This window comes from Rudanella lutea DSM 19387 (assembly GCF_000383955.1).
GTDB classification, from domain to species: domain Bacteria; phylum Bacteroidota; class Bacteroidia; order Cytophagales; family Spirosomataceae; genus Rudanella; species Rudanella lutea.
Genome location: NZ_KB913013.1, coordinates 2,157,374 through 2,181,289 on the forward strand (window position 1 = coordinate 2,157,374; position 23,916 = coordinate 2,181,289).

At 54.3% G+C, this 23,916-nt stretch carries 19 protein-coding genes and 1 pseudogene; 5 read left to right on the forward strand and 15 right to left on the reverse strand.

Annotated elements, in window-relative coordinates:
- Positions 1-43: 43 nt before the first annotated feature.
- The 5 genes from RUDLU_RS0108965 to RUDLU_RS0108985 form a co-directional block, all read right to left on the reverse strand.
- The gene (locus tag RUDLU_RS0108965; protein ID WP_019988037.1) at positions 44-784 is read right to left on the reverse strand and encodes a hypothetical protein; all 741 of its coding nucleotides are present in this window, start codon (positions 782-784) and stop codon (positions 44-46) included.
- A 221-nt stretch (positions 785-1,005) separates the two neighbouring features.
- On the reverse strand, positions 1,006-2,676 hold the full coding sequence (locus RUDLU_RS0108970; protein WP_019988038.1) for a TULIP family P47-like protein: 1,671 nt from the start codon (positions 2,674-2,676) through the stop codon (positions 1,006-1,008).
- Positions 2,670-4,127: a TULIP family P47-like protein gene (locus tag RUDLU_RS0108975; protein ID WP_019988039.1), complete on the reverse strand. Its 1,458-nt coding sequence runs from the start codon at positions 4,125-4,127 to the stop codon at positions 2,670-2,672. The genes RUDLU_RS0108970 and RUDLU_RS0108975 overlap by 7 nt, the downstream gene beginning before the upstream one ends.
- Positions 4,128-4,139: 12 nt before the next feature.
- Positions 4,140-5,891, reverse strand: coding sequence for a TULIP family P47-like protein (locus tag RUDLU_RS0108980; RefSeq protein ID WP_019988040.1), 1,752 nt, complete (start codon positions 5,889-5,891; stop codon positions 4,140-4,142).
- A gap of 102 nt (positions 5,892-5,993) precedes the next feature.
- Positions 5,994-7,331, reverse strand: coding sequence for a TULIP family P47-like protein (locus tag RUDLU_RS0108985; RefSeq protein WP_019988041.1), 1,338 nt, complete (start codon positions 7,329-7,331; stop codon positions 5,994-5,996).
- A 386-nt stretch (positions 7,332-7,717) separates the two neighbouring features.
- Between RUDLU_RS0108985 and RUDLU_RS0108990 the strand changes: the two genes are divergently transcribed.
- Both RUDLU_RS0108990 and RUDLU_RS0108995 read left to right on the forward strand, forming a co-directional pair.
- A complete protein-coding gene (locus tag RUDLU_RS0108990) occupies positions 7,718-9,364 on the forward strand; it encodes an Ig-like domain-containing domain (RefSeq protein WP_019988042.1) in 1,647 nt (548 codons plus the stop codon).
- Positions 9,365-9,445: 81 nt separating this feature from the next.
- A complete protein-coding gene (locus RUDLU_RS0108995) occupies positions 9,446-9,925 on the forward strand; it encodes a low affinity iron permease family protein (protein ID WP_019988043.1) in 480 nt (159 codons plus the stop codon).
- A 75-nt stretch (positions 9,926-10,000) separates the two neighbouring features.
- Here the strand turns inward: RUDLU_RS0108995 and RUDLU_RS0109000 are convergent, their stop codons facing one another.
- The 6 genes and pseudogenes from RUDLU_RS0109000 to RUDLU_RS0109020 form a co-directional block, all read right to left on the reverse strand.
- Positions 10,001-11,509, reverse strand: coding sequence for an MBOAT family O-acyltransferase (locus tag RUDLU_RS0109000; RefSeq protein ID WP_019988044.1), 1,509 nt, complete (start codon positions 11,507-11,509; stop codon positions 10,001-10,003).
- A 97-nt stretch (positions 11,510-11,606) separates the two neighbouring features.
- Positions 11,607-12,002 (reverse strand): annotated as a pseudogene (locus tag RUDLU_RS29240) (four helix bundle protein).
- A 60-nt stretch (positions 12,003-12,062) separates the two neighbouring features.
- Positions 12,063-13,037, reverse strand: coding sequence for a glycosyltransferase family 2 protein (locus tag RUDLU_RS0109005; RefSeq protein WP_019988045.1), 975 nt, complete (start codon positions 13,035-13,037; stop codon positions 12,063-12,065).
- 134 nt (positions 13,038-13,171) lie between these two features.
- The gene (locus RUDLU_RS0109010) at positions 13,172-14,485 is read right to left on the reverse strand and encodes a hypothetical protein (RefSeq protein WP_157580137.1); all 1,314 of its coding nucleotides are present in this window, start codon (positions 14,483-14,485) and stop codon (positions 13,172-13,174) included.
- A 49-nt stretch (positions 14,486-14,534) separates the two neighbouring features.
- Positions 14,535-15,818, reverse strand: coding sequence for a hypothetical protein (locus RUDLU_RS0109015; RefSeq protein ID WP_019988047.1), 1,284 nt, complete (start codon positions 15,816-15,818; stop codon positions 14,535-14,537).
- A gap of 79 nt (positions 15,819-15,897) precedes the next feature.
- Positions 15,898-16,878 carry a glycosyltransferase gene (locus RUDLU_RS0109020; protein ID WP_019988048.1) on the reverse strand — a complete coding sequence of 327 codons (981 nt, stop codon included), beginning with the start codon at positions 16,876-16,878 and terminating at the stop codon, positions 15,898-15,900.
- Between the two features lie 224 nt (positions 16,879-17,102).
- Here RUDLU_RS0109020 and RUDLU_RS0109025 point away from each other — a divergent pair, with 224 nt between their 5' ends.
- Positions 17,103-17,561, forward strand: a complete 459-nt coding sequence (locus tag RUDLU_RS0109025; RefSeq protein ID WP_019988049.1) for a YsnF/AvaK domain-containing protein — start codon at positions 17,103-17,105, stop codon at positions 17,559-17,561.
- A 29-nt stretch (positions 17,562-17,590) separates the two neighbouring features.
- Positions 17,591-18,646, forward strand: coding sequence for a YsnF/AvaK domain-containing protein (locus RUDLU_RS0109030; RefSeq protein WP_019988050.1), 1,056 nt, complete (start codon positions 17,591-17,593; stop codon positions 18,644-18,646).
- 107 nt (positions 18,647-18,753) lie between these two features.
- Here RUDLU_RS0109030 and RUDLU_RS0109035 read toward each other — a convergent pair whose 3' ends face one another.
- The 4 genes from RUDLU_RS0109035 to RUDLU_RS28700 form a co-directional block, all read right to left on the reverse strand.
- A complete protein-coding gene (locus tag RUDLU_RS0109035; RefSeq protein ID WP_019988051.1) occupies positions 18,754-20,136 on the reverse strand; it encodes a Gfo/Idh/MocA family oxidoreductase in 1,383 nt (460 codons plus the stop codon).
- Between the two features lie 76 nt (positions 20,137-20,212).
- Positions 20,213-20,509 (reverse strand): SCP2 sterol-binding domain-containing protein, encoded by a 297-nt coding sequence (locus RUDLU_RS0109040; RefSeq protein ID WP_019988052.1) that lies wholly within the window; start codon positions 20,507-20,509, stop codon positions 20,213-20,215.
- 149 nt (positions 20,510-20,658) lie between these two features.
- On the reverse strand, positions 20,659-21,402 hold the full coding sequence (locus tag RUDLU_RS0109045; protein WP_019988053.1) for a response regulator: 744 nt from the start codon (positions 21,400-21,402) through the stop codon (positions 20,659-20,661).
- Between the two features lie 7 nt (positions 21,403-21,409).
- Positions 21,410-23,035: a sensor histidine kinase gene (locus RUDLU_RS28700; RefSeq protein ID WP_169578034.1), complete on the reverse strand. Its 1,626-nt coding sequence runs from the start codon at positions 23,033-23,035 to the stop codon at positions 21,410-21,412.
- 245 nt (positions 23,036-23,280) lie between these two features.
- Here RUDLU_RS28700 and RUDLU_RS0109055 point away from each other — a divergent pair, with 245 nt between their 5' ends.
- Positions 23,281-23,874 (forward strand): hypothetical protein, encoded by a 594-nt coding sequence (locus RUDLU_RS0109055; RefSeq protein ID WP_211220204.1) that lies wholly within the window; start codon positions 23,281-23,283, stop codon positions 23,872-23,874.
- Positions 23,875-23,916 lie beyond the last annotated feature (42 nt).

A 23,916-nucleotide genomic window follows, 5' to 3' on the forward strand; every position in this document is an offset into this window, starting at 1 on the left:
TTCTGGCCTAACGGCCGGGCGAAGTGTCTCTTCGCTACACGCATTAAAACCGTACTCGGTACGGCAATATATAGACAATCAAAAACAAGACAATGAGGGCGTAAATGTACCACTGAGCCGCGCCATCGGCCACAAATCCGCTGCAACCCTGCAACAGATACGCCATTATTGAGCAAATGGCCACACCCCACACGGCCGAGCGTACCCGCCCCCGCGACATACCAACGGCCTGCCAGTAGGTGGTCATCACAAGCAGCGCAGCCGCCACCATACCCCAGATGGAGTTGATCAGCGGCACGTTTTTCTCGACCCGGCTTTCGGGTTTGTAGCCCTGCCCGGCTGCCAGCAACAGCCCAAACGCAGCCGCAGCCACCAGCGTACCCGGCCAGTTGTACAACCCACCCGACGCGGGTGCAACGGGTCCAGAACCGGCGTTATACACGGGCTGGTCGTACATGGGTTGTGAGCGTGGGGATACGGGTTTGGCGTCCAGGTACGTCACCGGTTCGGCATCCAGCAACTCCTCATACTGGTCGGGGATGGCATCAGATGGCTTGGTCTCGCCTGACCGGGTCTCTCCAGACCGGGTCTCGCCAGACCGGGTCACAATAGTTAGCCCCGCACCTGAGCCGCTGACCGAAATACGCTGACCCGCTTTCACAGATCGGGCGTCGATCAGCTGGTTTTGCCGAAACAAAATAGGGTGGTCGTCGCGCCGATGGGCGTCGACGCGAAGGAGGCCACAGCCCGTGAGCGAATCGTAATGAAGAATGGTGCCCTGCATCAAAAACCGTTAACGTCTTTTAACCTAACGAAAGTATGCCGCCGATTGGTTAAGGTTGTTTATTTTAGGACAAACGGTCAAACAAAACGTGTTCACCAACGTCTGTGGCTGACCAACCGCAACGGGCCTTCTGGTCGACCAAAAACGTCGATGAACACGACTAAGCACGTATGACACCTATTTCGGAAGAGTCAGGAGCCCGACACCCGTCTAGGCGACGTTTAGGTTAGCTTTCCCCAGATCAACATACCGCCCTGCACACTACCACCCACGGGTGTAAACGTGGCTCCGTCGGCCCAGTGCACAGCCGTGACGGCATTGCTCACAAAAGGCTGCAACGTGGGGAGTTTGTCGTAGTCTTTCTCGGCTGCCCAGAGCGCAATGTCCGACACCTTACCCACCGGAATCGTCACCATTTTTTGCACCACCTTCGACAGAATCTTCCAGCGGTTGGCGATAACGGCGTTTTTGAACCGCTGCACGTAGCCCGCATTTCCCTCGTTAGCGAGCGCGTCGCCAGCCTGCGTCGCTGCGTCCTCTTCGGTTTGCTCCACATTCGCGTTCACGCTATTGCCCAGTTCTTCCATCTCGATCAGGTCAAACTCGGCGTTGTATGCGCCCTCGGCCCCCTCCTGCATGGCCGCCCCGGCGGCTTCGCCCACGCTCTCAATAGCGCCCCCCACAAACGCCATCAGGACCTGCGTTACGGCATTAAGCGCAATCTGAAACTCCAGCACGGTCTGATCCGGTATGATGGTGATGTTGCTGCTACTGCCAAACGTTTGCGTATCGGGCACCATTACCAGCCCTCCATCGGTACGCTGAATAAACTGGAAACCAATAAACTGCTCGGCATTAAATGCCACCGTGATTTCGCCCGGCCCGGCCCAACCCGGATACGGGAAATTAATATTCGACATGGACAAGTGCACCAGCGACCCATTGAGCGACAGCTGAATGTTTCCTTTCGGAATCCGGGGTGTAACGGTTACGGTTGTTCCATCCGACTCATCGTACGTAAAAGCCCCCCAGGTCATATCCGAATTGTTGTACACCGTAGTGCCCGTACCATCGACGCTAAAATTGGCCGCCTGCGAGCCCTGCACCAGCCCCTGAATAGCCGGAGCCAGCAATTGACTGGTCATAAGCGTGGGCCCCAGAAACCAGGCCGCCGACGCCCCATCGGGCGCACCGTCGAGCACGCGGGCATCAATCACCACCTGTTTCCCCGCAGCCGACCGCCCCTCGGTCATGGCCAGTAGCCCGATGATTCCCCCGCGTGCGTCGCCCGGTGGCAACGACTCGCAGGCAAACGCGGCCGCCGTTGGTACCAGCCAGGGTTGGTCGGATGCAGAAGTTGTATCGCCGGTAGTAATGGCAATGCCCGACAGGTCGAGTGCCAGCACTTGCGGCACAATAGCCTCGGCCATAAGCTGCTCCAGCACGTACAAATCGCTGCCCGACACCTGAACATTCGCGTGGCCGGTTAGTATAGGGGCTTCGGGGCCGGTGGCCGAGGTAGTCAGTTGCCATACCGTACCTCCACCGGTGGAGGTAGCCCCTTTGGCCAGCACAAGCCCAAACTGCACCGTCCAGACCGAGCCGTTGATGTCGCTTTGGCCAGCCGCCGTAGTCAATTGCCCGTGGGCCACTACGCAGTTCAGGCACAGCCGATTGCTGGGACCTCCACCCACTACTGTCCACGACGCCCACTCGCCCGATACGGCAGCAGAGGCCGGGGCAGAGCTGGCGCCCGAAAAGGTTTGAGGTAGTGTTCCCGAGGCAGCCAGCACCCGATTGAGTTGCACAAAGGTGGTGGCGTAGGTCATATCCCAGCCCAGCGACGTAATGGCCGGGCTGGCCGTGGTAGAGTCAGAAAGTTCGGTTAACATGCTTGTAGCGCGTTTAGGGGTTGTTGGTTAGCCAGTATCTGCCGGAGGGCGCTGAACCCGAGCGCACCACCCAGCCGCAGCGAGCCGTTCAGGTCGACGCTGCTGACGGCAAATGCCTGGCTATCGGTCCATACAATGGGCGCGTAGATATTCTCCTGCAAGAGGTCGATAGCGGGGGCATCGTTGTTCTGAATCATCCCATCAATCGTGGGCGACAGGGCAACCGCTCCCACAATCAGGGCACCAATCACAGCAATGATGGGTACCGCAGCCCCACCGGTCACAATGGCCAGAGCCGCCAGCGCCACCCCAAGCACAACGGCCAGGATAGCGTCGGTGATCTCGACCCACTCAGCAATGTAGTGGCCGTTGCTCGTCTGGGGCTCACCCAGTTGCTCATACGCGAGGGTAGTCTGGCCGCTTTTGTTCGTGCTTTTCACCAGGGTGTACTGTGCCACGTTGCGGCACCAGGCCGTAACACCGTCCTGCACATCGGTTTCGGTATAGGCGTCGATAGTTACCTGCTGCCCTTCAATCGAAAGCGTAAACTGCTTAAGCTGGGGCGTATAGGTATTCCCCTGATACTCGGTCTGCGGCAAATCGACCGACTGGTTGGGGTTGAGCTTGATGCAGTCGTCGAGCACCGAAATCTGCGTAGCCTGTAAGTTAGGCCACAGGGCCATCAGATTGGGCAGGATGAGTTTACTCAGCAAAAGCCCCCGCGAAATACAGAAAGCTCCCTCTTCAGATGCCTGCACAATGCGCGTGTCGAGTACCTGTTGCAGCCCTCCCGACGGACTCCCGGTGGTCATGGCCAGAACCCCCAGAAACGCGTCGGCGTCGGTTTCGCCATCTACGTAGGCGTACGACACAGCCGTTGGTTTCAGAAACGACCACGCGCCGGTATCGGCTTCGTCGTTGATGTCGATCACCGAAAATATGTGTTCAAAATCGGCCAGATTATCGGCACACCAGTTCATCACAGCCGCCTGAATGGCATACAGGGCATAACTCGGCTGCACGGGGTGTTGCGAAAAATCGGCCGAGTAGAGTTCCACCACCGGCACGTCGGGGGTATCGCTGGTTGGTTTTACTTTCAGGTTCTGCTCGTTCGGCTGCCCCGTATCGAAATACGTCAGCCGAACCGTCACGATGATAGAAGCCCCCGCGCAGGTGTACGGCACGTACCCGTCGTTGTCTTTCATCTGCCCGCTGATGTTCAGGAGCGGCAGTTGCACGTTTACCCCGCTGCCATCGCCCCCGCGTACCACCTGCCAGTCTCCGAACGTACCCGAGCAGTGTACCTGTGCATCGGCCGGGTCGGTGAAGCTGAAGCCCGCCGGAGACGACTTCTGGCTCACAATGGCGGCATTCACGTTTTCGATGCGCACGGCAAAAGCCGTATCCCACCCAAACGTCGAGATTTCGCCCGTTGTTGTTGAATTACACATGGCCTGGGTGGGTTATTCGGTGGCTGATGTTGCGGCAGACGCACTCCCCCCGAGCAAAAACGCACCCTGAAATGTGCCTCCCGTTACCTGCCAGCTCGACACCTGCGGCCATTGCACCGTACCGGTAAAGTTGGCCGCGAAATCGTCGATGGTCGGCACGTTGCCCTCCGTAATTTTATTGTTGTAAATGGCGGTCATAATCTGCGGCAGCAACCCAACCGGAATCCCGAACATACCGCCCAGTACCCCACCCCATATCTTAAACTTGTTGGCGAAAATACCGGTCTTCCCACCCGTATTCTCCCCTTCCGACGCGATCGAATCGGTAGCGTCGGTGAGCGAATCCTGCGTAGCCTGCTGCACCTCCTCTTCGCTCATTTCGCTGATGCTGTTTTCGATATCCTCGGCCGTACCTTCCACGGCCCCCTCCGTAGCCGACGATGTACCCGACGAGAGGGCATCGCCCAGAGCTTCGCCCAACGACGAGCCAATGAACCCGAAGGCCACCCCAATCACAACACTTTCGATAATCATGGCAATCTCAAACCCTTTGTTGGCCGTTACGTCGGCCCGAATGCTGTTGGTCCCCAAACCGGGGTCGGGTGTGAAATAGTACTTGCCGTCGGAGAGCTTGGTGGCCCCAAAATTAAAGTACTGGTCGGCCGTGATTTTTACGTCGCAACTTCCGTCGGGCGTGGTGAAAGCCGCCTGACTGATAGAAAGGTGAAACTGCGACCCGTCGAGCGTGAGCTGAAAGTTGCCCGGCGCGATAGATGGGGTCACGATACTGGTCGGGTCGTTTTTATCGAACTGAAAATCGCCCCAGTTCAACGTGTTCACGTTGGTAACGGTGATGCCGTTGTTGGTAATCTTGAAATCACTCACCGACGACTGTTTCACGCACAACGAAGCCGACTGCATAATCATGTTTTGCATGGCCAATGGCCCCGAAATGGCAAAAACCGAGTTGGTAGGCGGGGTTGTTTGGGCAAAAGGCGCAAACATTTGCAGATCGAAGTTCTGCTGCGGCAGCTTACCCGGTGCGGGCGAGGTAAGGCTCAGAATCCCGAAGTAAGCACCGGTCTGAATCTGATCGCAGGGGGTGCCGCCACTGCCGTCGGCCGCTACCGACGAGCCCGGTGAGGCCATTGCATACAGCGAAACCTGCGGTTTGAGCCACTGCTTGCCCGCTTCAACCGCTTCTTCTTCGAGCCGAACGGCCGAAAAAACCGCATCGAACGCCGATAGGTTATTGTTGAAGTAGTTACCGAAGGCCGCTTCGCAGGCATACACGATGTAGCCCGTTACGCTGGTGAAGCTCACCCCAATCACTTTAGGCTGCTGAAATGGATCCTCCGAGGTGCCGTTAGCCTGAAAATGATACGTAGTCCCCGTACCCGGCTTAGCCGAACTATCGTCGATCTGTTGGGGAGCCTTGTTTTGCTGCAACGTGATCTCGACGCATACTGAGCCCCCGTCCAATGCGAATGGATTGCCCGAGCCCGGCACGGTTAGCTGCCCCGTTTTGACCGGGCATTTAATGTAAATACCGGTCCCTTCGCCCCCGGTCACGCTCCACGGGCCCCACGAGCCACTCACCGAGGCCCCACCCTGCGGGTCGGTACCCGAAAACGAGGGCGGGGTGGTATTTTGCGCCACAATCGAATCGTTGAGGGCTTCGAGCGAGAGGGCAAAAACGGTATCCCAGCCCATAAGGTCGACGCCACCGCTGGGGGTAGCCGTCGGATTTTCCTGCATTACCATGATTGTTTTGTTTTTGGTTGACGGAATAAAGAGGCACTGAAAAAATTGGCGTGATGGGCCAGTTTTGGGGTAAATAGGCTACCCAAAACCACCAACTACGTGTCAGGAAGCACTTTCGCCCCGAATAACGAGGGCGCTTTCGAGGTCGGCCTGGTTGATCTGGAATGAACCGGCACCCGCCCACGAGGCTGTGCTGGTGGGCAACCCCACCACCGACAGATTGCCGGCTCCGGTCAGGGCGCTTTGTACGGCGTTCTCGATCACCGTCACCACAATGTTTATGATGGCGATCACGATCAGCCCAATCAGCCCGCCCAACGCCAGGAACCAGTATTCCCACGGAATATGCCGCGTGGTTGAGGGCGACGTTTGGCTGACCAACTGAAACTGAATAGACTTGGTAGCCGGGTTGTACGAGATGGAGTTGACAACCTGTAGGTTATCAAACGACACCCACGCCCCCGCTAACCCGGTGATATTGAACTGCCCCGATGCCGTTGTGATAATCTGATTATCACTTATTTTCATCGTGAAGCTATCAATTTGCGGGTAGTAGGTGGTGCCCGCGTTTTCGACGGATTTAGTGTTGAACGAGCGCGTATTGGTGATCGAACAGGCGTTTTGCTGATTGGGCTGCGTGGGTCCGTTGAACTGGAACACATCGGCCGCCACATTTCCCATGGCCGAGGGTAAGGCGGGCAGCAACAGGTTTTTCATAAACACACCCTGCGAGAGCGCGTAAAACAGATTCTGACTCGCGCTGAGCAGACTCGGATCTACCGAGGTCGACAGCCCCACCGGACCCCAGGGCGACTGCGTGAGTGTCCGGATAGCAATGGCCTGAATCGAGTTGTCGCTCGACCCGAAATACACGATGCTACTGGCTTTGGGCGTTAACCACGGCACATTTTGCGGATTGGTGAACAAGGCCGCAAACACAAACGAGATAGCCGCCCGGTTGGCAATGAAACACTGGGGCAAGTCGGTTTCCAGCATACTTTTTACCGTGCCCGACGGGTCGCGCTGGTTCAGAATTCCGCTGGCGTCGGGGTTGGCCACGTAAATCTGCCCATCCGTTGCCGACATAGCCGAGGCCGCCACCGACTGAATATCGAACACAACGTTTTGGGTACCGGCGCTGTTGGCATCCTCCACGAAGGTGAGCGCCATGTTCATGACCGGCAGAATGCCCGTCAGCGAAAAATTGGAAAAGCCCGGTGCGTTGAGCGTTCCCTGCGTAACGGGCACCTGCACATTGATCCGGTTGGCACTACCGCCCGGCGTAATGGCCCACGGGCCAAATGTGCCGTTAAACGACACCTGCGTCGACGAGTCGCTGAACGAAAACGTCGGCATAAACTGCTGCGATGATCCGCCCAACACCACGTTGAGCCGGGCTACATCGCTGGCGTAGATAACATCCCAGCCGCCTGCATCCATGTGATTATAAAGTAGTTAAGGTTTGTCGAGGTTTACCAAAACTATGCAGGCCCATTATATCAATAAAGCTTAATCTGTTATCTGGTCTGTAAAATGTAAATGCGCTAATAATTTTATGTTTTTATAGACAAAATACCCCCTCAAGCGGGCATAAACGTAGACTTATACAACGAGTAATCAACGACTTACCAGTACCCTACTCTATATTTACCCTCCAATATGCCTCCGCTGGGCACCCATGCCGGCCGTTTTTACGTTACATCTTCCCGGCTACTTAACTAATTTTAAGGGGTTGGGCATCGGCGGCTGTCCGGCTGGGCCGTATGTTTGTTCTGAAATACTGATGGCCCGTTTATCTGGGGGCTCTCAACCGTTCCAACACTTGAATGTCCTTACGCATAAGTTTCTTTCTGGTTCTGCTTTCGCTGCCCTTTCTGCTGCAAAACTGCGCGCAGGTAGCTAACCCACCGGGTGGCAAAAAAGACACACTGGCTCCCAAACTGGTGAGCAGCATCCCTAAAAACCGGCAATTGAATGTGCAGGGTAAAACCATCGAACTCCTGTTTGACGAGTACGTGTCGGCCGAGAACCTGCAACAGAAAATCCTCATCACTCCGCAGGATACCAACCCGTTTGTGGTGCGGCAGCTCCCGCAGGGGTTCCGGCTGGTGTTCAACCAGAACTTTAAGCCCAACACAACCTACACCATCAGCTTTGCCGACGCCATCCGCGACGTGACCGAGCGCAACGTGGCCGAAAACCCCAAGCTGGTGTTCAGCACCGGCCCCGCTATCGACTCGCTCCGCCTTGGCGGCACCGTACTCGACGCCGACACCAAACAGCCGATTCTGGGCATGGTAGTTGGGCTTTTTGCCCCCAACGACACCCTGCCGGTACAACGAAAACGCCCGCAGTACTTTGCCCGGACCGATAGCAACGGGGTGTACCTGATCGAGAATATCAAAGCCGCCCAGTATAAACCGTTTGCCTTTGAAGACAAAGACCTGAACCTGGTCAACAATCAGCCCGGTGAGCGGGTGGCCTTCCGCGATTCGGTCGTGAACCTCAATCGCAACTACGATGACGTGAATCTGGTGGCCTTCCGGGGGTATGTGAAACCTCGGATCACCCGGCGCGAACGCACCGACGAAACCATGGGCCTCGAACTGAGCAGCGGCATTGCGAGCTACCAGTTGCAACCGCAGATCCCGAGCAGCTCAACCCTTACTCCCGTCGACTCGGTGGTGTCGTTTCTGGAACGGCCCACCCTCATCCGCATCTACAAACCCGAAGGCCGGGCCGCGGGCGATACCATTCCGGTGCTGATCACGACAGTCGACTCGGTGGGTAATGCCAACGAACTCCGCGAGCGGCTGTACTTCTCCCCGCTCAAATCACGCGCCCGCGACCGGGTGGTGCTGGGCCAGGAGGTAGACCCGAAATCGGGCGAGGCCATCGACAACAATCAGGTGTTTACGGTCACGTTCAACAAACCCATCAAGACCATTAACCCCGCCCTGATCCGGCTTTACCGTTCCGACAGTACGAAGGCGCTACCGGCCTCGGCCACGTCGTTTTCGTTCAGTAACGGCAACACCCGCCTGACCATTACGGCCCGCACTAACATAGCCGATACGCTCAACCTGCTGTTTCGGCGGGGGGCGTTTATGAGCATTCAGAACGACACTTCGTCGCGAGCCCGGCTTCAGTACCGGGTGCTTAATACGGAGGATTTCGGGCTTATTTCGGGGCAGGTGAACCGGCCCGCGGGCGAAAAATTCATTGTGGAGCTGACCGATGAGAACTACAAGGTGATTCGGTCGGTGGCCAACACGCCCAATTACGTGTTTGCGCGGCTCAAACCGGGACGGTACCGGGTGCGGCTTATTCTGGACCGCAACGGCAACGGCCGACGCGACACGGGCAATATTCAGCAACTCATTCAGCCCGAAGAGATTATCTACCATCCCGGTTTTCAGAAAGGCGTGATTCCGCTCAAAGCCGACTTTGAACTGGGGGATATTAATTTCTGAGTGGCCGACAGGAACCTCCCGATAATAAATAGGTGGGTTCCTTTCTGGTTTTTGTTATTACCCTCACGAAGGCCTACAGTCATGGAGAATCACAAACCGAGTCGACTCAACACCCAATTTGATCATTTAGCCACGTACATCACCAAAGTCACGGGGAGTTCGGGGGCCTTTCTGACGGCCTTCGGCGTGGTGTTGGTCTGGGCAATCACCGGCCCGATTTTCAACTATTCGGAAGATTGGCAACTGGTCATCAACACCGGCACAACCATTGTAACCTTCCTGATGGTGTTTATCATCCAGAAAGCGCAGAACAAAGATTCGCTGGCCATACAGTTAAAGCTCAACGAACTGATTGCGGCTACCAAAGGTGCCAGTAACCGGCTTGTTGCCGTGGAAGAAATGGGCGATGATGAACTGGAAGTGTTGTGCCAGCACTACCATACTATGGCCGAACTAACGCGCCGGGCCCGCGATCTGCGCCAGTCGCACTCGGTGGAAGAAGCCATTCGCGATACCAAATCCAAACTCAAGGACGAGGGGATTACCTTACCCGATGAGTAACGGTTGACAGACCGGGCAGTTGGCCACCCTTCGGAACCATCAGGAAACGATTCTGTTGCTCAAGCCGGGCAACCCCTAAAACTGGAAATAGATAAACTGATTGCTCGTAAACACCCCGAACAGGTAGGTGGTAAAGGCGAGTAAGCCAAACAGCACGGCGAAGCGGACAGTGCTGCGCGTAGGAATGATAAAATAGTACCACTCTTTCCAGAACATAAACGCAATCAGCCCGAAGCTGAACCAAAGTTCGGTTGGGTTCAGAGCCGATTGGAGCGGGTCGGAGGGTGAGAGCGTAACGATACGGCCCAGAATCAGCAGGGCGTCTGACACCGATACAGCCCGGAAAAACACCCACGTCAGCATTACCAGCACAAACGTAAACAGTACGCCAAACACCCGTCGGGGCAGACCCACCCCGCCCAGTTGCGTGGTCGTCTTTTCGGCTTTTCCTTTCTGCGCTTTTCGCTTGTCCAGCGCAATATCGAGCACGATGTACAGCCCGTGCAGCGCCCCCCAGATCACGTAGGTCCAGTTGGCCCCGTGCCAGAGGCCGCTCGTCATGAACACGATAAACCGGTTGAGGTACGTCCGGGCCGGGCCTTTCCGGTTACCGCCCAGCGGGATGTACAGATAATCGCGAAACCAGGTCGACAGCGAGATGTGCCAGCGTCGCCAGAACTCCGAAATCGAATGGGCGAAGTACGGCGTATGGAAGTTTTCCATCAGCTTGAAGCCCATCACGCGGGCGGCCCCGATGGCAATGTCGGAATAGGCCGAAAAGTCGCAGTAGATCTGGATGGTGAAGAAAAACGTGGCCATCAGCAGCGACAGGCCGTTGTACCCTTCGGGGTGGTTGAAGGCTGGGTCGAGAAACAAGACAAGCCGGTCGGCAATCACGCACTTCTTAAAAAACCCGAAGGCCATCTGCATAAGGCCGGCTTTTACCTCCTCAAAATCGTAAGCGTGTGGCTTATGAAACTGGTGCAATACGTTTTGCGGTCGCTCGATAGGGCCGGCTACCAACTGCGGGTAAAACATCACGTACAGGGCGTAAATCCCGAAATGCCGCTCGGCCTTTTGGTTGCCCCGGTACACTTCTATGGTGTAGCTCATGGCCTGAAACGTGTGAAACGACAGACCAATGGGCAGAATACTCATGTTATCTTTGAACGAATCAATTCCGCTCTCGCCGAAGAGCTTCAGCACACCCACGAAAATGCGGTTGGTACCGTTGGTGATGCGGTCGGCAAGGTCGGGCATACTGAGTGCATCGAACAGGAGCGCTATGTTTTCGGTGAAGAAACCGAGGTACTTGAAAAACGCCAGAATGCCGATGTTCGAAATAAGCGAAAGAATAAGCAGCCATTTGCGCGTTTTCCCTTCTGAGCGCTCAATCCAAAGCCCGGCTATGTAATCGATAACAATCGTGAGAAACAGAATCAGGATGTACGCCGGCTGAAACACCATGTAGAAATAACAACTGGCAGCCAGCAGCAACGCCCACCTCAGCTGAAACCGTAGGCTGAAGTACAGGATCGTCACGACGACGAAAAAAAGCAGGAATTGGAGAGAGTTGAAAAGCAATTTTCAGGGAACAGTTAACAACGAACAACGAACAGTTAACAACGAGCAGTTAACAGAGAACAACGAACAATTAGCAACGAACGAGGGGAGCCGCTAATTAGGGGATGAAAGCGGTTAGCCAGAGCACTATCATCTTCAATGGACTAATACGAGTTGACCTGAGAGTAGCAAACAACATTCTTGACAATTCATCTGCATCATGATGCATGCTTTCGAAGAGGTTTTGTTCTAAATAGCCTGTGTCTTTCAATAGAGCCAGCCAGTATTTGGTCTCAAGGCTTTCTTTATACGCTATGGATATTTTAGCCGAAAAATCTGCCTTTCAAATAGCCCCATTTGCTTCTGCAAGATTAACACCAATCGATGTACCACAACGAAGTAGTTGTTTGGAGAGAACATACTCTCGTTTATTTTCTGACAAAAACTGATAGGCCTTGACAATTCGAATAGCAAATACACAAGCTTTTGGGTAAATGACACTAGCTTTTTCCATGACAGTTAGAAAGTTAAAGATGGAGCAAGTTAGAGCATTACCCTATTAACAGCTCGTCGTTCACTGTCCATTGTTCACTGCTCGTTGTTCACTGTCCATTGTTCGTTGCTCACAGATTTCCTCCCGCACCACAAACAACGGGCGGCCTTTTACCTGGAAGAACACACGCAGGACGTACTCCCCGATAATACCCAGGGCCATAAGCTGAATACCGCTGAAAAGGATAATCACAAACAAAAGGGCCGTGAACCCCTGCGGCACCGTGCCAAATACGTATTTCTTGACGAGCGTCTGAATCAGGTAAATCAAAGCGATCCCGATGGCGAAGGCCCCCGTACGGATGATAAACTTGACCGGAAACTCACTAAAGTTAAAGATGCCGTTGTACGCCAGCCGACGCAGCATCTTGAACGAATACTTGGGGACACCCGCTACGCGCTCGCTCCGTTCGTACTCCACCCCAATCTGTTTGAAACCGATCCAGCTCCGCATACCGCGCAAAAACCGGCTCTCCTCGGGCATCTTGTTCATAATGTCGACTACCCGGCGGCTCACCATCGAGAAATCGCCACTGTCGAGCGGGATGTCGACGTACGAGATATTCTTCAGGATCCGGTAGAAGGTCGAATAGGCAAACCGCTTCAGCACTCCTTCTTTGCGTTTCCGCCGAACGGCATACACTACATCGTAGCCATTCTGAATATGCGCGTAGAACTCTTCGAGCAGCTCGGGCGGGTCCTGCAAATCGCCGTCGATAATCAGCACCGCTTCAGTGCCGCGCGCGGCCGCCATACCCGCCGTCACGGCCGTCTGATGGCCGAAGTTGCGCGCCAGCAACACTCCATGATAGCGGGGGTCCGACAAGGCAGTGAGCCGAATCAGGTCGGCCGTATTATCGCGGCTTCCATCGTCGACCAGCACCACCTCTACCGGGTAGGGCAGTTTGTCCATGAGCGCATTGAGTCGCTCAATAAGCGGCCCAAACGATTCGCGCTCATTGTAGAGAGGAGCCACGATGGAAATTAAAGGGGTCATTCGGTAATAAGTAGGTGTTTATGCGTCGATGCGGCCCGGGCAGGTTGCTCGGTTGAGCGTAGCCCCAGACAGCCAGGTTTGTACAAAAGTAATCCATTGCGGGCGAACCCCGATTGGCCAACGCCCATCCGGAGCTATTTCAGGCCAAACAACCGCCCCCGAAACGAGCGGTTCCGTACGGCCCCTTCGGCCGAGAGCGGCACATCGTCAATAGCTCTGTATCCCAGCCAGGCGTAGTATAGAAAACCCGCCACCAGGGCCAGTTCGATCCCGTACTCCAGGGCATATTCGGGGCGGCTAAACATGCTCAGGCCTTTGTAAAATGGCTGGCCAATACGCCACCACAACGAGGGATGAATAGCAGCCAGCGCGTTGAAACCAACCAATAAAAAGGTAGTCAGACGGCTTTTGAAGTCGGTCATCGTAAACACAACAGGCAGCACAAACAGATACGCGTAATTGCTCACGGCGTTTTGCTGCAATACCGTCATACTCCCGAAGGCAACCAGAAATATCAGGGGCAATGTATCCACCAGACGTTTACCATACGCCCGGATGCCGGTCAGCGAGATGATGACGAGCGTGACCAGCATCATTACCCATTTCCAGACGCCCCCATTTTCGGGAATAAACCCACCAATAATCGGGTTGAGCACCGACCGCCAGTTGGGCGCTTTCAGGTATTCGCCTTCGTCGAGGGGTTGTTCAATAAATAACAAACCCGTTTTCCAGTACAGAAACGCCAGCACCGGCAGGCCCAGGGCGGCCAACCCCGCTACCAGGGGGGCTTTCTGGTGGTTAGGGGCCATCAGAAACAAGGGGATGATGAGGAACACAAACACCGCCTTGGTCGAAAGCAGGCCCAGGGCCAGCAATACGCCCCCCCAGAACGGGCTCTTTTTCTCTTGCCAGACCCACACGGCCACCAGAGCCAGCAGCCAGAGGGCTACGTCTTCCTGCCCGCTAAACACACACATCACAAACGGTACCGGCAGACTGAAATAAAACAGGGCCCGAAACAGGCGCTGACCGTTGCTTTCGACACCCCGGTAGATTCGGAACGTAACATACACCGCCAGCCACTCAATGAGGGTCATGGCTACCACAATAGTCCGCATGTCGTTCCAGATGTGCAGCGGGATAGAAAGCCAGTACCCGAAAAACGGGCTGTAGGGGCAATACACATCACGGTACACAATCCCGAACTGACGGGCCGTATTCGCTATGGGGTAGTAGTAATACTGTACGTCTGACTGCGGCTGATAGCCCATCACAAAGAACGTCAGCACAATCGGCAACAACCGGAAGATGGTATAAAACAGGGCGATCCAGGGCGTTCGGTGATGCTGTTGCAGATACTCGGTGATCCACAGCCGTTTCCAGAGCAACACCGCCAGCCACAAACACAATCCGACGGAAACAGCTGTTTTTACAAGGACGATAAACATAAAAACGGGTGGAGAAAGGAAAAAGGAGAAGGGAAAAGGGGGTAGACAACTACCCTCCCTGTACCATTCTCCCTGTTCCCTGTTCCACTTTTAGTTTGTTATAACTCAGAACGACGAGCCAGATGAGCCCGGCCAGCTCGACTACCTGAATACCGTAATCGAGCAAATACACCGGATTACCCAGCATAGCCAGGCTGGTGTACAGCGCATTGTCGGCGTACACAATCATCAGGATTGGCTGTACCACCAGTAAAAAATTCAGTACGGCAAACCGAAACCAGTGCGTGCGGGTATTGGCCAGCAACACAAATACCAGAGCCATCTCCTGCGTAAAGAGGTAATAACCCGGGGCGCTGGGCAGCATCACCATAAACAACCCGAACACAAAACAGAATACAAGCGGAAACGCCCGCCGGTACCCCAGATGCCGAAACTGCCAGGCTACCCATGAACCGCCACCAATGGTCCCCAGCAAACCCACCCAGTTGAGGCTCGTGAGCGACACCTGCCCAAACAAACTTCCCAGAATAGGCCGGAGTACGCTGACCAGGTTCGGGGCCATTGGGTACGACGAGTGCTGAATCGGCATCAGGAAGGCCGTTCCCATGAGAGCATACAGAATCAGAATGGAAGGAATGCCAATAACGGCCAGACCCAACAGATAGTACAGCCGATCCTTGATCAGAAAAAACAAGGGAATCAGCAGCACAACCAGCATGAACTTGATGGTCAGCATGGCTACACCCCAAATCAGGCCCGTCAGGAAAGCAAACCGGCGGTCGCTCAGGCTCGCCGGGAGGGCAAGTGTAAGCAGGCCAAAGCCCCACATCCAGACATCCTCTTCGCTGCTGAGCACCATGGCCACAAAGGGCAATGGCAACAGGTAGTACAACACGTACCGAAGCAACGCATCGGGCGTAGTAGGTCGCACATAGCGGTAGGTAGCGTTGGCAATCACGAACTCGATCAAGGCCATCATCAGCACCAGCACCCGGGCATTGTTCCAGATAAACAGGGGTAAAACGGTGAGGTAGGTGAACAAGGGCGCATGAAACGACAGAAAATCGCGGTACACCAGCTTGCCTTCCATGGCGGGTACGGCGCGCTCGTAGAAGAATATAACATCGGAGCGCGGCTCCTGATCGAGTACCAGATAAACAGCCGCAAACGGAACAAGCCGCAATGCCACAAACGCCAGCCAGCGGGTTGTGCGCTCGTTTGCGTCTAATACGGGCATAAGGCGTCGTTGCCCGTACCAAACCAGCATAACCACCGCCGAAAGCCCCAGGGCAATGATGGTTTTAACAAGCGAAGTCGTATCTAATGAAATCATAAGTAGAAGACGTTAGATACTGGACGTTAGACAATAGACTTTCGGTTTTAGTCCAGCGTCTAACGGCCAGTATCCAACGTCAATAAATTACCTCCCGCCGTTCTACAAAGCTCTGATACTCAATAGCCGGAATAAACTGCGGTTGGGTACGGTAGGTCAACACAATAAATACCAGAAGCAGCGAAATCAGAAACGCCTGCATAATCACCACCAGAAACGAAAACACCAGAAAACTGCCCCAGCTGGGTACGCCCGGCTTGGGACCAAAGTCGGTAAAGAACCGCACAATCACGACCAGCCCGATGCCCACCACCGAAGCTGCTGCGGCCATCACACAAAACAAGGCAATACGTACGGCCGTAGTGTCCATCAGGACCGACACCGTACTCAGCCCGTGCAGAATGAGCGATACAAAATTCATTTTCGACTCGCCCGCCAGCCGCTTACCGCGTTCGAGCGGAATGGCCGTGTAGGGTAGTCGTGACCGGATCACCCCGCCGGGATAGTTGTTCCATATCTCCGACACGTGCGCCAGTTTACGCAATAACGGAGCCGGTACCAGACTGAAATTGCCAAACGTAATTACCTTGCCCGTCAGCAACCGAAACATGCTTTTGTACAGGGAATAAAACACCCGAAACAGGAGCCGTTCCCGGCGTTTGGCGCGGTGCGCAAACACCACATGGCCGGGTTGCTGCTCCGAGGCTGCTACCAGCCGGGCAATGTCTTCGGGTTGGTCTTCGCCGTCGGAGTCCATCACAATTACCGGGCAGGCCACTTTCTCGTCGGCCAGATACGACAACCCCAGGGCTATGGCTTTCTGATGGCCCACGTTGCGGTACAAACGCAAAATAGACAACGACCGACCAATACCCGTTGGCAACGTGCGGTAATCCTGCGCCGAACAGTCATCGACCACCAGAAACGAAAGCCGGCTCAGTAAGGGAGCGGGCACCACCGCGCGCATCCGTTCGAGCAACAGGCTCAGTGCCTCCCAATCATTGAAAAGAGGAATAACAACGTAAATGGTATCAGAGGGAGTTACCGTCGAACTGTCCAAAGCAGGTGGTGATTGTACGCAACAAAAATAGGGCTTTATCGGAATAGTCCTAAATGACACTCAATATGCTTACTCAACGGCGCCCTCTCTAACCTATTTATCAGTCAAAGAAACCACCTATTTAGCCGGGCAGGCTCACGAAAAATTTAATTCAGATAACGAAATTTTTCAAAACAACGCGCTCGGCCACCTGTTCACCTACTAAACCCATAGACAATAAATAAATGAACAATCAACCGGAAAAGCAGCCCAATGCAGAACAGGAGACAAGGCCATTTGAGCAGACCAACTCAGTGGTGATTCCGGTTCGGGCGGAAGAACTACGGGTGGATAGTCAGATTGTCGAAACGGGTCGCCTGCGGGTGAGCAAGTCAGTCGACGAAACGGTACAGTCGATTGAATTACCCGAAATGCACGAAGAAACCGAGGTGTACCGGGTGGCCGTCAATCAGGTTATCCATACAGCTCCCCCGGTACGGCACGAGGGCGATACACTCATCATCCCGGTACTACGCGAGGAGGTTGTGGTGCAGAAACGCCTGATACTGGTCGAAGAGGTCCACATCACCCGCAAGCCCGTGCACACCCATCGGCAGGAAACCGTGTCGCTACGGCAGGAGACGGTGGGCGTCGAACGGGTACCCAGGGCATCACCCCCAACGGACTCATCTGCTGAGTTATAAATGAAGTATCAACGTTAAAAAACAAAACCATGGCACAGACCGTGATCGGCGTCTTCGATGATGCCTCAGAAGCCCAACAGGCAATGCAGGAATTGATGGAAGCGGGTTTCTCGCGCAACAACATCGACCTTTCGGCGCAAACCAGCTCAGACATGACTGGCAGCAGTTCGTACCAGACCGATAGCGCACACACCCACGAAAACCGCGAAGAAAAAGGCGGTATTAGCGGGTTCTTTGCGTCGCTCTTCGGTACCGACGATGACGACGATCGGCGGCTCCGCGACAATTACACCACCGTGGGCGACCGGCACTCTATTCTGACCGTTCACGCCATGGATGCGGACGAGGCCCAGCGGGCGGCCGACATTATGGACGATGCCGGGGCGATTGATGTTGACGAGCGGGCCGACCAATACCGCAGCAGCACCTATGCCGACAACCGGGGCTCGTACAATACCGACGAAGGCTATTCGGGCTCAACCCTGGGCACCGGCGTATCAGCCGACCCACTCGCCCCCGCCTACGGTGTCACCTCGGGTATTACCACCTCGGGCACGACCAACTATGCCGACACTAACCTGAATGACCGCGACACTATGGACCGGGGCCGGATGGATCGGGACGAGTTCAGAAACACGACAAACGACGAGAGCCTTAACATTCCGATTATCGACGAACAGCTCAACGTAGGCAAGCGGACCGTTGAACGCGGGGGTATGCGGCTGCGGAGCCGGATTGTTGAGCGACCCGTGGAAGAGAGCGTTCGCCTGCGCGAAGAGCGGGTTCGGGTTGATCGTAACCCCGTGAACCGCCCGGCCACCGACGCCGATTTTACGGCTTTCCGCGAAGGCGACGTCGAAATGGTGGAACATGCTGAGGTACCTGTGGTGGGCAAAGAAGCCCGCGTTGTGGAAGAGGTACGACTGAACAAAGACGTGACTGAACGCGACGAAACCATCCGCGATACGGTGCGCCATACCGATGTCGACGTGCAAAACCTGTCGGGTACCAACGCCGATATGCACCGCACCGACTCCGACCGTACCATCGACCCCGAACGTGACGTAACGAATCGGGGGTTGTAAAAAAAAGAGAAAAGGGAGGAAGGGGAAGAAAGGGAGAAGGGAAAAAGCCAAACGCTTACTCCTCCCCTTCTTCCCTTTCCTCCATCTTCCCCTTCCTCCCTTCTCCCCTATTTCACAAACTGATTGGCGTAGTCGAAATTGGTGATGCGCATATTTTCACCGTCCCAGAGCAGCTTTTTACGACCCGGAAACTGCTTGCCCTCCCGGTACATGAAACTGCGGGTAGCCAGATTGCCCATCAGTACGGTCTCGGTGAGCGGACCGGCCTCATCGAACGACGACGACGTGTAAGCCCCGTACCCTTGCTTGCAGGCTTTCACCCATTGCTGCTGATGGCCTTCGGTTTTGCCCTCCACCAATGGTTTTTCGGGTTCAGGTAGCTTCTTGCCGCCAAATTTCTCTTCGGGAAACAGGCGCGGATTATTGCCAAACAGGCCCGCCGTCAGCATGCCTTTGGAGCCGTAGAAAATCATACCGCCGTCGATGCTGGCAAACATGACCTCGTACGGAATGCCGTCGGGCAGGGCTGGGCGGATACCCCCGTCGTACCACGAAAATTTGATCTCTTTCACTTTGGGGTCAGCCGACGGAAACGTGAGGTGAATGGCTGCCGAGGGCGGGCACACATCATCGAAAAAAGCCTCCTGAAAGAAATCGGCGTACACCGAACCCACGCTGCACTCAACCGAGGTAGGGTATTTGAGCTTCAAGGCGCGGAAAGGCACATCCATAAAATGGCAACCCATATCGCCGAGGGCGCCAGTCCCGAAATCCCAGTAGCCCCGCCACCGAAACGGCATGTAAGCCTCATGATACTCGCGGAAAGGGGCCGTACCCAGCCACAGTTTCCAGTCAACCTCGGGCGGCACGGGCTGACTTTCGCCCCGGTCTTTGGGCGACTTCACGCCCTGCGGCCACACCGGCCGGTTGGTCCAGCACTCCACCTTATGTACCCGGCCAATGAGACCTTTCTGAATGTACGTCTCGATTTGCCGGGTCGCATCGCCACTACTTCCCTGATTCCCCATTTGGGTCACCACCTTGTATTTACGGGCGGCTTCGGTAAGCATACGGGCCTCGTGAATGTTGTGCGTAAGGGGCTTTTCCACGTACACGTGCTTACCCAGTTGCATAGCCGCCATGGCGATGGGTGCGTGCATGTGGTCGGGCGTGCTGATAATGACCGCGTCGAAGGTTTTGCCGGCCCCATCGAACAGGTGCCGGTAATCTTTGAAGTAAGGCGCCTGCGGAAACTTAGCCCGGTATTTTTTCGACTGCCGGTCGTCGACATCGCAGAGGGCCACTAGGTTGTCGGTGCCGCCGTTGTAAGCCTGCTGAATATTGTAGTCGGCCTTGCCGCCACAGCCTACAGCGGCAATATTTAGTTTGTCGGAGGGAGCCACGAAGCCCCGCCCCAGCACATGGCGGGGGACAATATAAAAACCAGCGGCCGCCACGGCGCTGGTTTTGAGAAAGTTGCGACGAGACATAAAGAGAGAAAAAGCGAAAGAGTGAAAGAGCGAATATAGCCACTCTTTCACTCTTTCGCTTTTTAACTCATTTACCTTATCCCATAATCTGACCCATTTTCATGGCCAGGCCCATATCACCTTTTACTTTGAGCTTGCCGGTCATGAAGGCCATCATGGGGTTCATATCGCCGGAGCCCATTTTCACCAGGTCAGACACGCTCACGGAAATGGTCGTATCGGCAGGCTGATCGTCATTGGTCACCACGGCGGGCGACTGACGGGCGTCGATAAAAATGGGGCCCTGATCGGTATCAATTTTCACGGTCGCATCCAGGCCGTCAGCATGGGCGGCTTTCAGTCGGATCTGCTCAGTAAGTTCCTGTAAAGTCATTGGTAATTGGTTTTTCGTTTGTTTTGCTCGTTGAAACGTAACGGCTTTCTGGCCGATGAGCCTGCCTGTTGGCCTACTACGTTTTGTCAAAACTATACCGGATTTGTACGAATTCAAAAAACGATGGCTTCATCTGATACAATGGCGAATTAGCCGTTGAGTGGTTTCGTTTTAACGACGCTAAATTGATGAAGTAGTTCTTTCCGGTTTTTAGGCGAAATCTCGAGGGTATGAACTTTACCCCTCATCCGCACTTTCTCAGCTTCGATACTATCAATCATGTCCAAATTAACAATCAACGACCTCGATAATCTGAAAAAATTAGGTGCAGAGAAGTATTGAGCTACATTAGCCAGATGGGTGCTTACCTCGTAATGGACTACTTCGCCGGCCAAAAAGATGTGGGTATTGGCTCCTGACGCCTTCACATACATTACCTCATTCAGGTCAATTCGCTTGTGCCCTTTATTCTTGATGGGAAAAAACAGGAAACGCCCCGGATCGGCCTGCCTGTTTTTAAAATAGCCCCAGGCCAGCTCGATTTGAATCAGCAGCTCTTCGGGCCGAAAGGGTTTGAGCAGATAGGCCGTAGGATTGGCCTCTTTGGCGCGTTGCACGGTTTTTGGCTCAGAATTAGCCGTCAGAAAAATAACAGGAGTCTGGTGGGTTTGCTGTAGCTCTTTAGCCAGAATGATACCATCTGCGGCCGAGCCTCTCAGTTTCACATCCACAATTGCCAAATCGGGTGGGTATTTCCGAATAGCCTGCAGGGCATTTTCATACGTGTCAGCAATAGCCAAAACGGTATGGCCAACTTCTTCCAAAGTCTCCTGAATGTCCATTGCCGTAACCGATTCATCTTCAACAATCAGGATGTTCAAGCGTTGTCTCATAGTGTATTCATAGAGTGGTGGTCTGATTGGAGAACCGTAGCCAGAATACGGTTCCCTGGTGCTGTTTAAACCCATATTCAGCCTGAAGTTGCGCGGCCTGTGCCCGGATAATGCGTATTCCCAGCGATTTTTGGTCGGTGGTACCGTCCCAACCGGGGCCATTATCGGCGACTATAATCTCCAGCATACGTTCGTTCTGCGTGGCACTGATGCGGAGCACCGACGCGTCGGCGTCTGGAAATGCGTATTTCCACGCATTGGTCAGCAACTCAGTCAAAATTAAACCGACCAATGTAGCTTTGTCCGCATCCAGAAACATCGGGTCTATGTTTATCCGTTGCTCTGACGGTCTATACCCGAACGACTGACCCACGTTTTCGACCAGTTCGGCGACGAACTCGGGCAGATAGACCTGCGCCAATTGTTCCTGTTCGTAGAGGCTTCGGTGTAAAATAGCCATCGATTCGATACGCACCTGGCTTTCGCGCATGGTTCGTCGGGCGGCCTCGTCGGTAAGTCGGCGAGCCTGTAGGTTCAGCAGGCTGGATATAACCTGCAGGTTGTTCTTTACCCGGTGGTTTTGCTCTTTCACCAGCACTTCGTTCTGGTGGCTGATACGCCTATTTCGGCGATAAAGCCGATAGAAGGCTACACTGGTGGCAATAGCCCCTAACAGTAAGCATAGGCCCACCCCCAACAACAGGCGTTGGTTTCGTTCGTTTTCGGCCCGTAGCTGTAATTCTCGTTGCTGGTTTTTGATATGGGCATCTTTTTTCTCCGTTTCATAGGCAATGTTGAGTCGACTGATGGCCCCCTCGCGGTCGGCAAGGAGTATTTTGCTTTCCAAAGCCCGCAGTTTTTCAGCGTATTCAAACGCTTTGGGAAAGTTGCGAGTGGCTTTATGGTAGCGAATGTATGTCTCCAGAAATCTACGGTCTATTGTATTTTCAGCGGCCATCTGCCGATATACCCGTTCGCCCGCCCGCAGAGCTTCGTAGGCGCGGGCGGGCTCTCCGAGTGCGAGGTGTGCATTCGCCAGAGTAATCCAGGTAGACGATAACTGGTACAGGTACAGCCTGGCCTTTTTTTGAAAATAATCTTTACCCCGATTCAAATACAACAGTGCTTTACGGTCTTGGGCATGCGCGTACAAACTACCCATACTAATGCTGATTTCGGCGATTGCCAGCGAGTCTTGTAGTTGATAAGCCAGGCGTTCGCTGGCACGGGTGTACTGCCATAATGTGTCCCAGAGGGGATGCTGGCGATCGCTTTGCTGCTGACTCATCCAGATTTTTACGTACCCATTGTTGAGTGCCCCGTAGGCAATCATCCGACCCTTATCGGAGCCAATTCGTTCAAAGATGGCCAGGGCTGTGCGGGCATATTCGATGCATTTAAGACTGTGCTCCTGTTCGGCCTCCAACTCCGACATGCGCAGGTACACCTGCCCCAACTCGTAGGAGTCGGCCCGTCTGGTCAAAATTCCCAATGCCTTCGTGTAGTACTGCTGGGCCTGTAGGTAGTTTGCCCGAGCATTGAAGACCTTACCGAATTGGTAGTAAGCCTTAGCCAGTTTGGCCGAATCGCGCTGGGTGGTGGCTTCCCGCTCCAGTTGTTGGGCAGCGGCCATTTTGTCGGCAGCGGGGAGGACGTTCTGCCCCTGGCACATGCCCGAGAAGCCACAGAACAGCCCTATACAAATAGTGTATTGAATCTGAAAAACAGCCACTTGTACGCATTTGATGAATACCAAAGCTACGCAAAGACACATATAACTTCCCGGAAAATTTCTTCGTCAGAAATAGCTCCAGTTTCATGAGAAAAATTAGCTCACCCGTAAGATTCGCGTGAATGTCAAGGCCAAAACTTAAGTACTTGGAAGACATCAAACGCATCAAATCATCTTACTCCTGCTTTGCCATGTTGACTATCATGCTATTTACCTTCTCGGGCAAGACCCTGCTGGGCAATATTATAGGTATAAGTTGCTGGCTACTCTTTCTGAAATGGCTGTTTGGGCTTACTATTATCCCTGGCAAACGAGCCGAAATTAAACGAAAAACCAGCGAATTCCGGCAGAAAACCGATGCCGCCTGGCAGAAGTACAAAGACGAGAACACCTATTGGGAAGTCGAAAAAATCGACTACTACGATCAATACGACAGATTTCTACGCACAGAATCAACGAGTACCTTTCATCGTCCTCCCCGGCGTTTCTGGTGGAATATGCTCGGTCTGATTTTTGCGCTTACAGGTGGCTCGCTGGCCGTCGGCTACCTCAAAACGCTGTCGCCCTGGCTCGCTGGTCTGCTCATTGCTGCCATTACCGCCGGGGTATTTTATTACGGACGGCAGCACCTGCTCTACGACCGCTGGTACATGAAACTGATGTACGCTTTTTTCATGTGGTGGTTTTTTATGAACTGTCTGTCCGTAATGACAAATAAAGCTGGCGGTCTTTTCGACTAAAACACTTCATAGGAAAAATCGGCAGTTTCATTAGAAGTACAA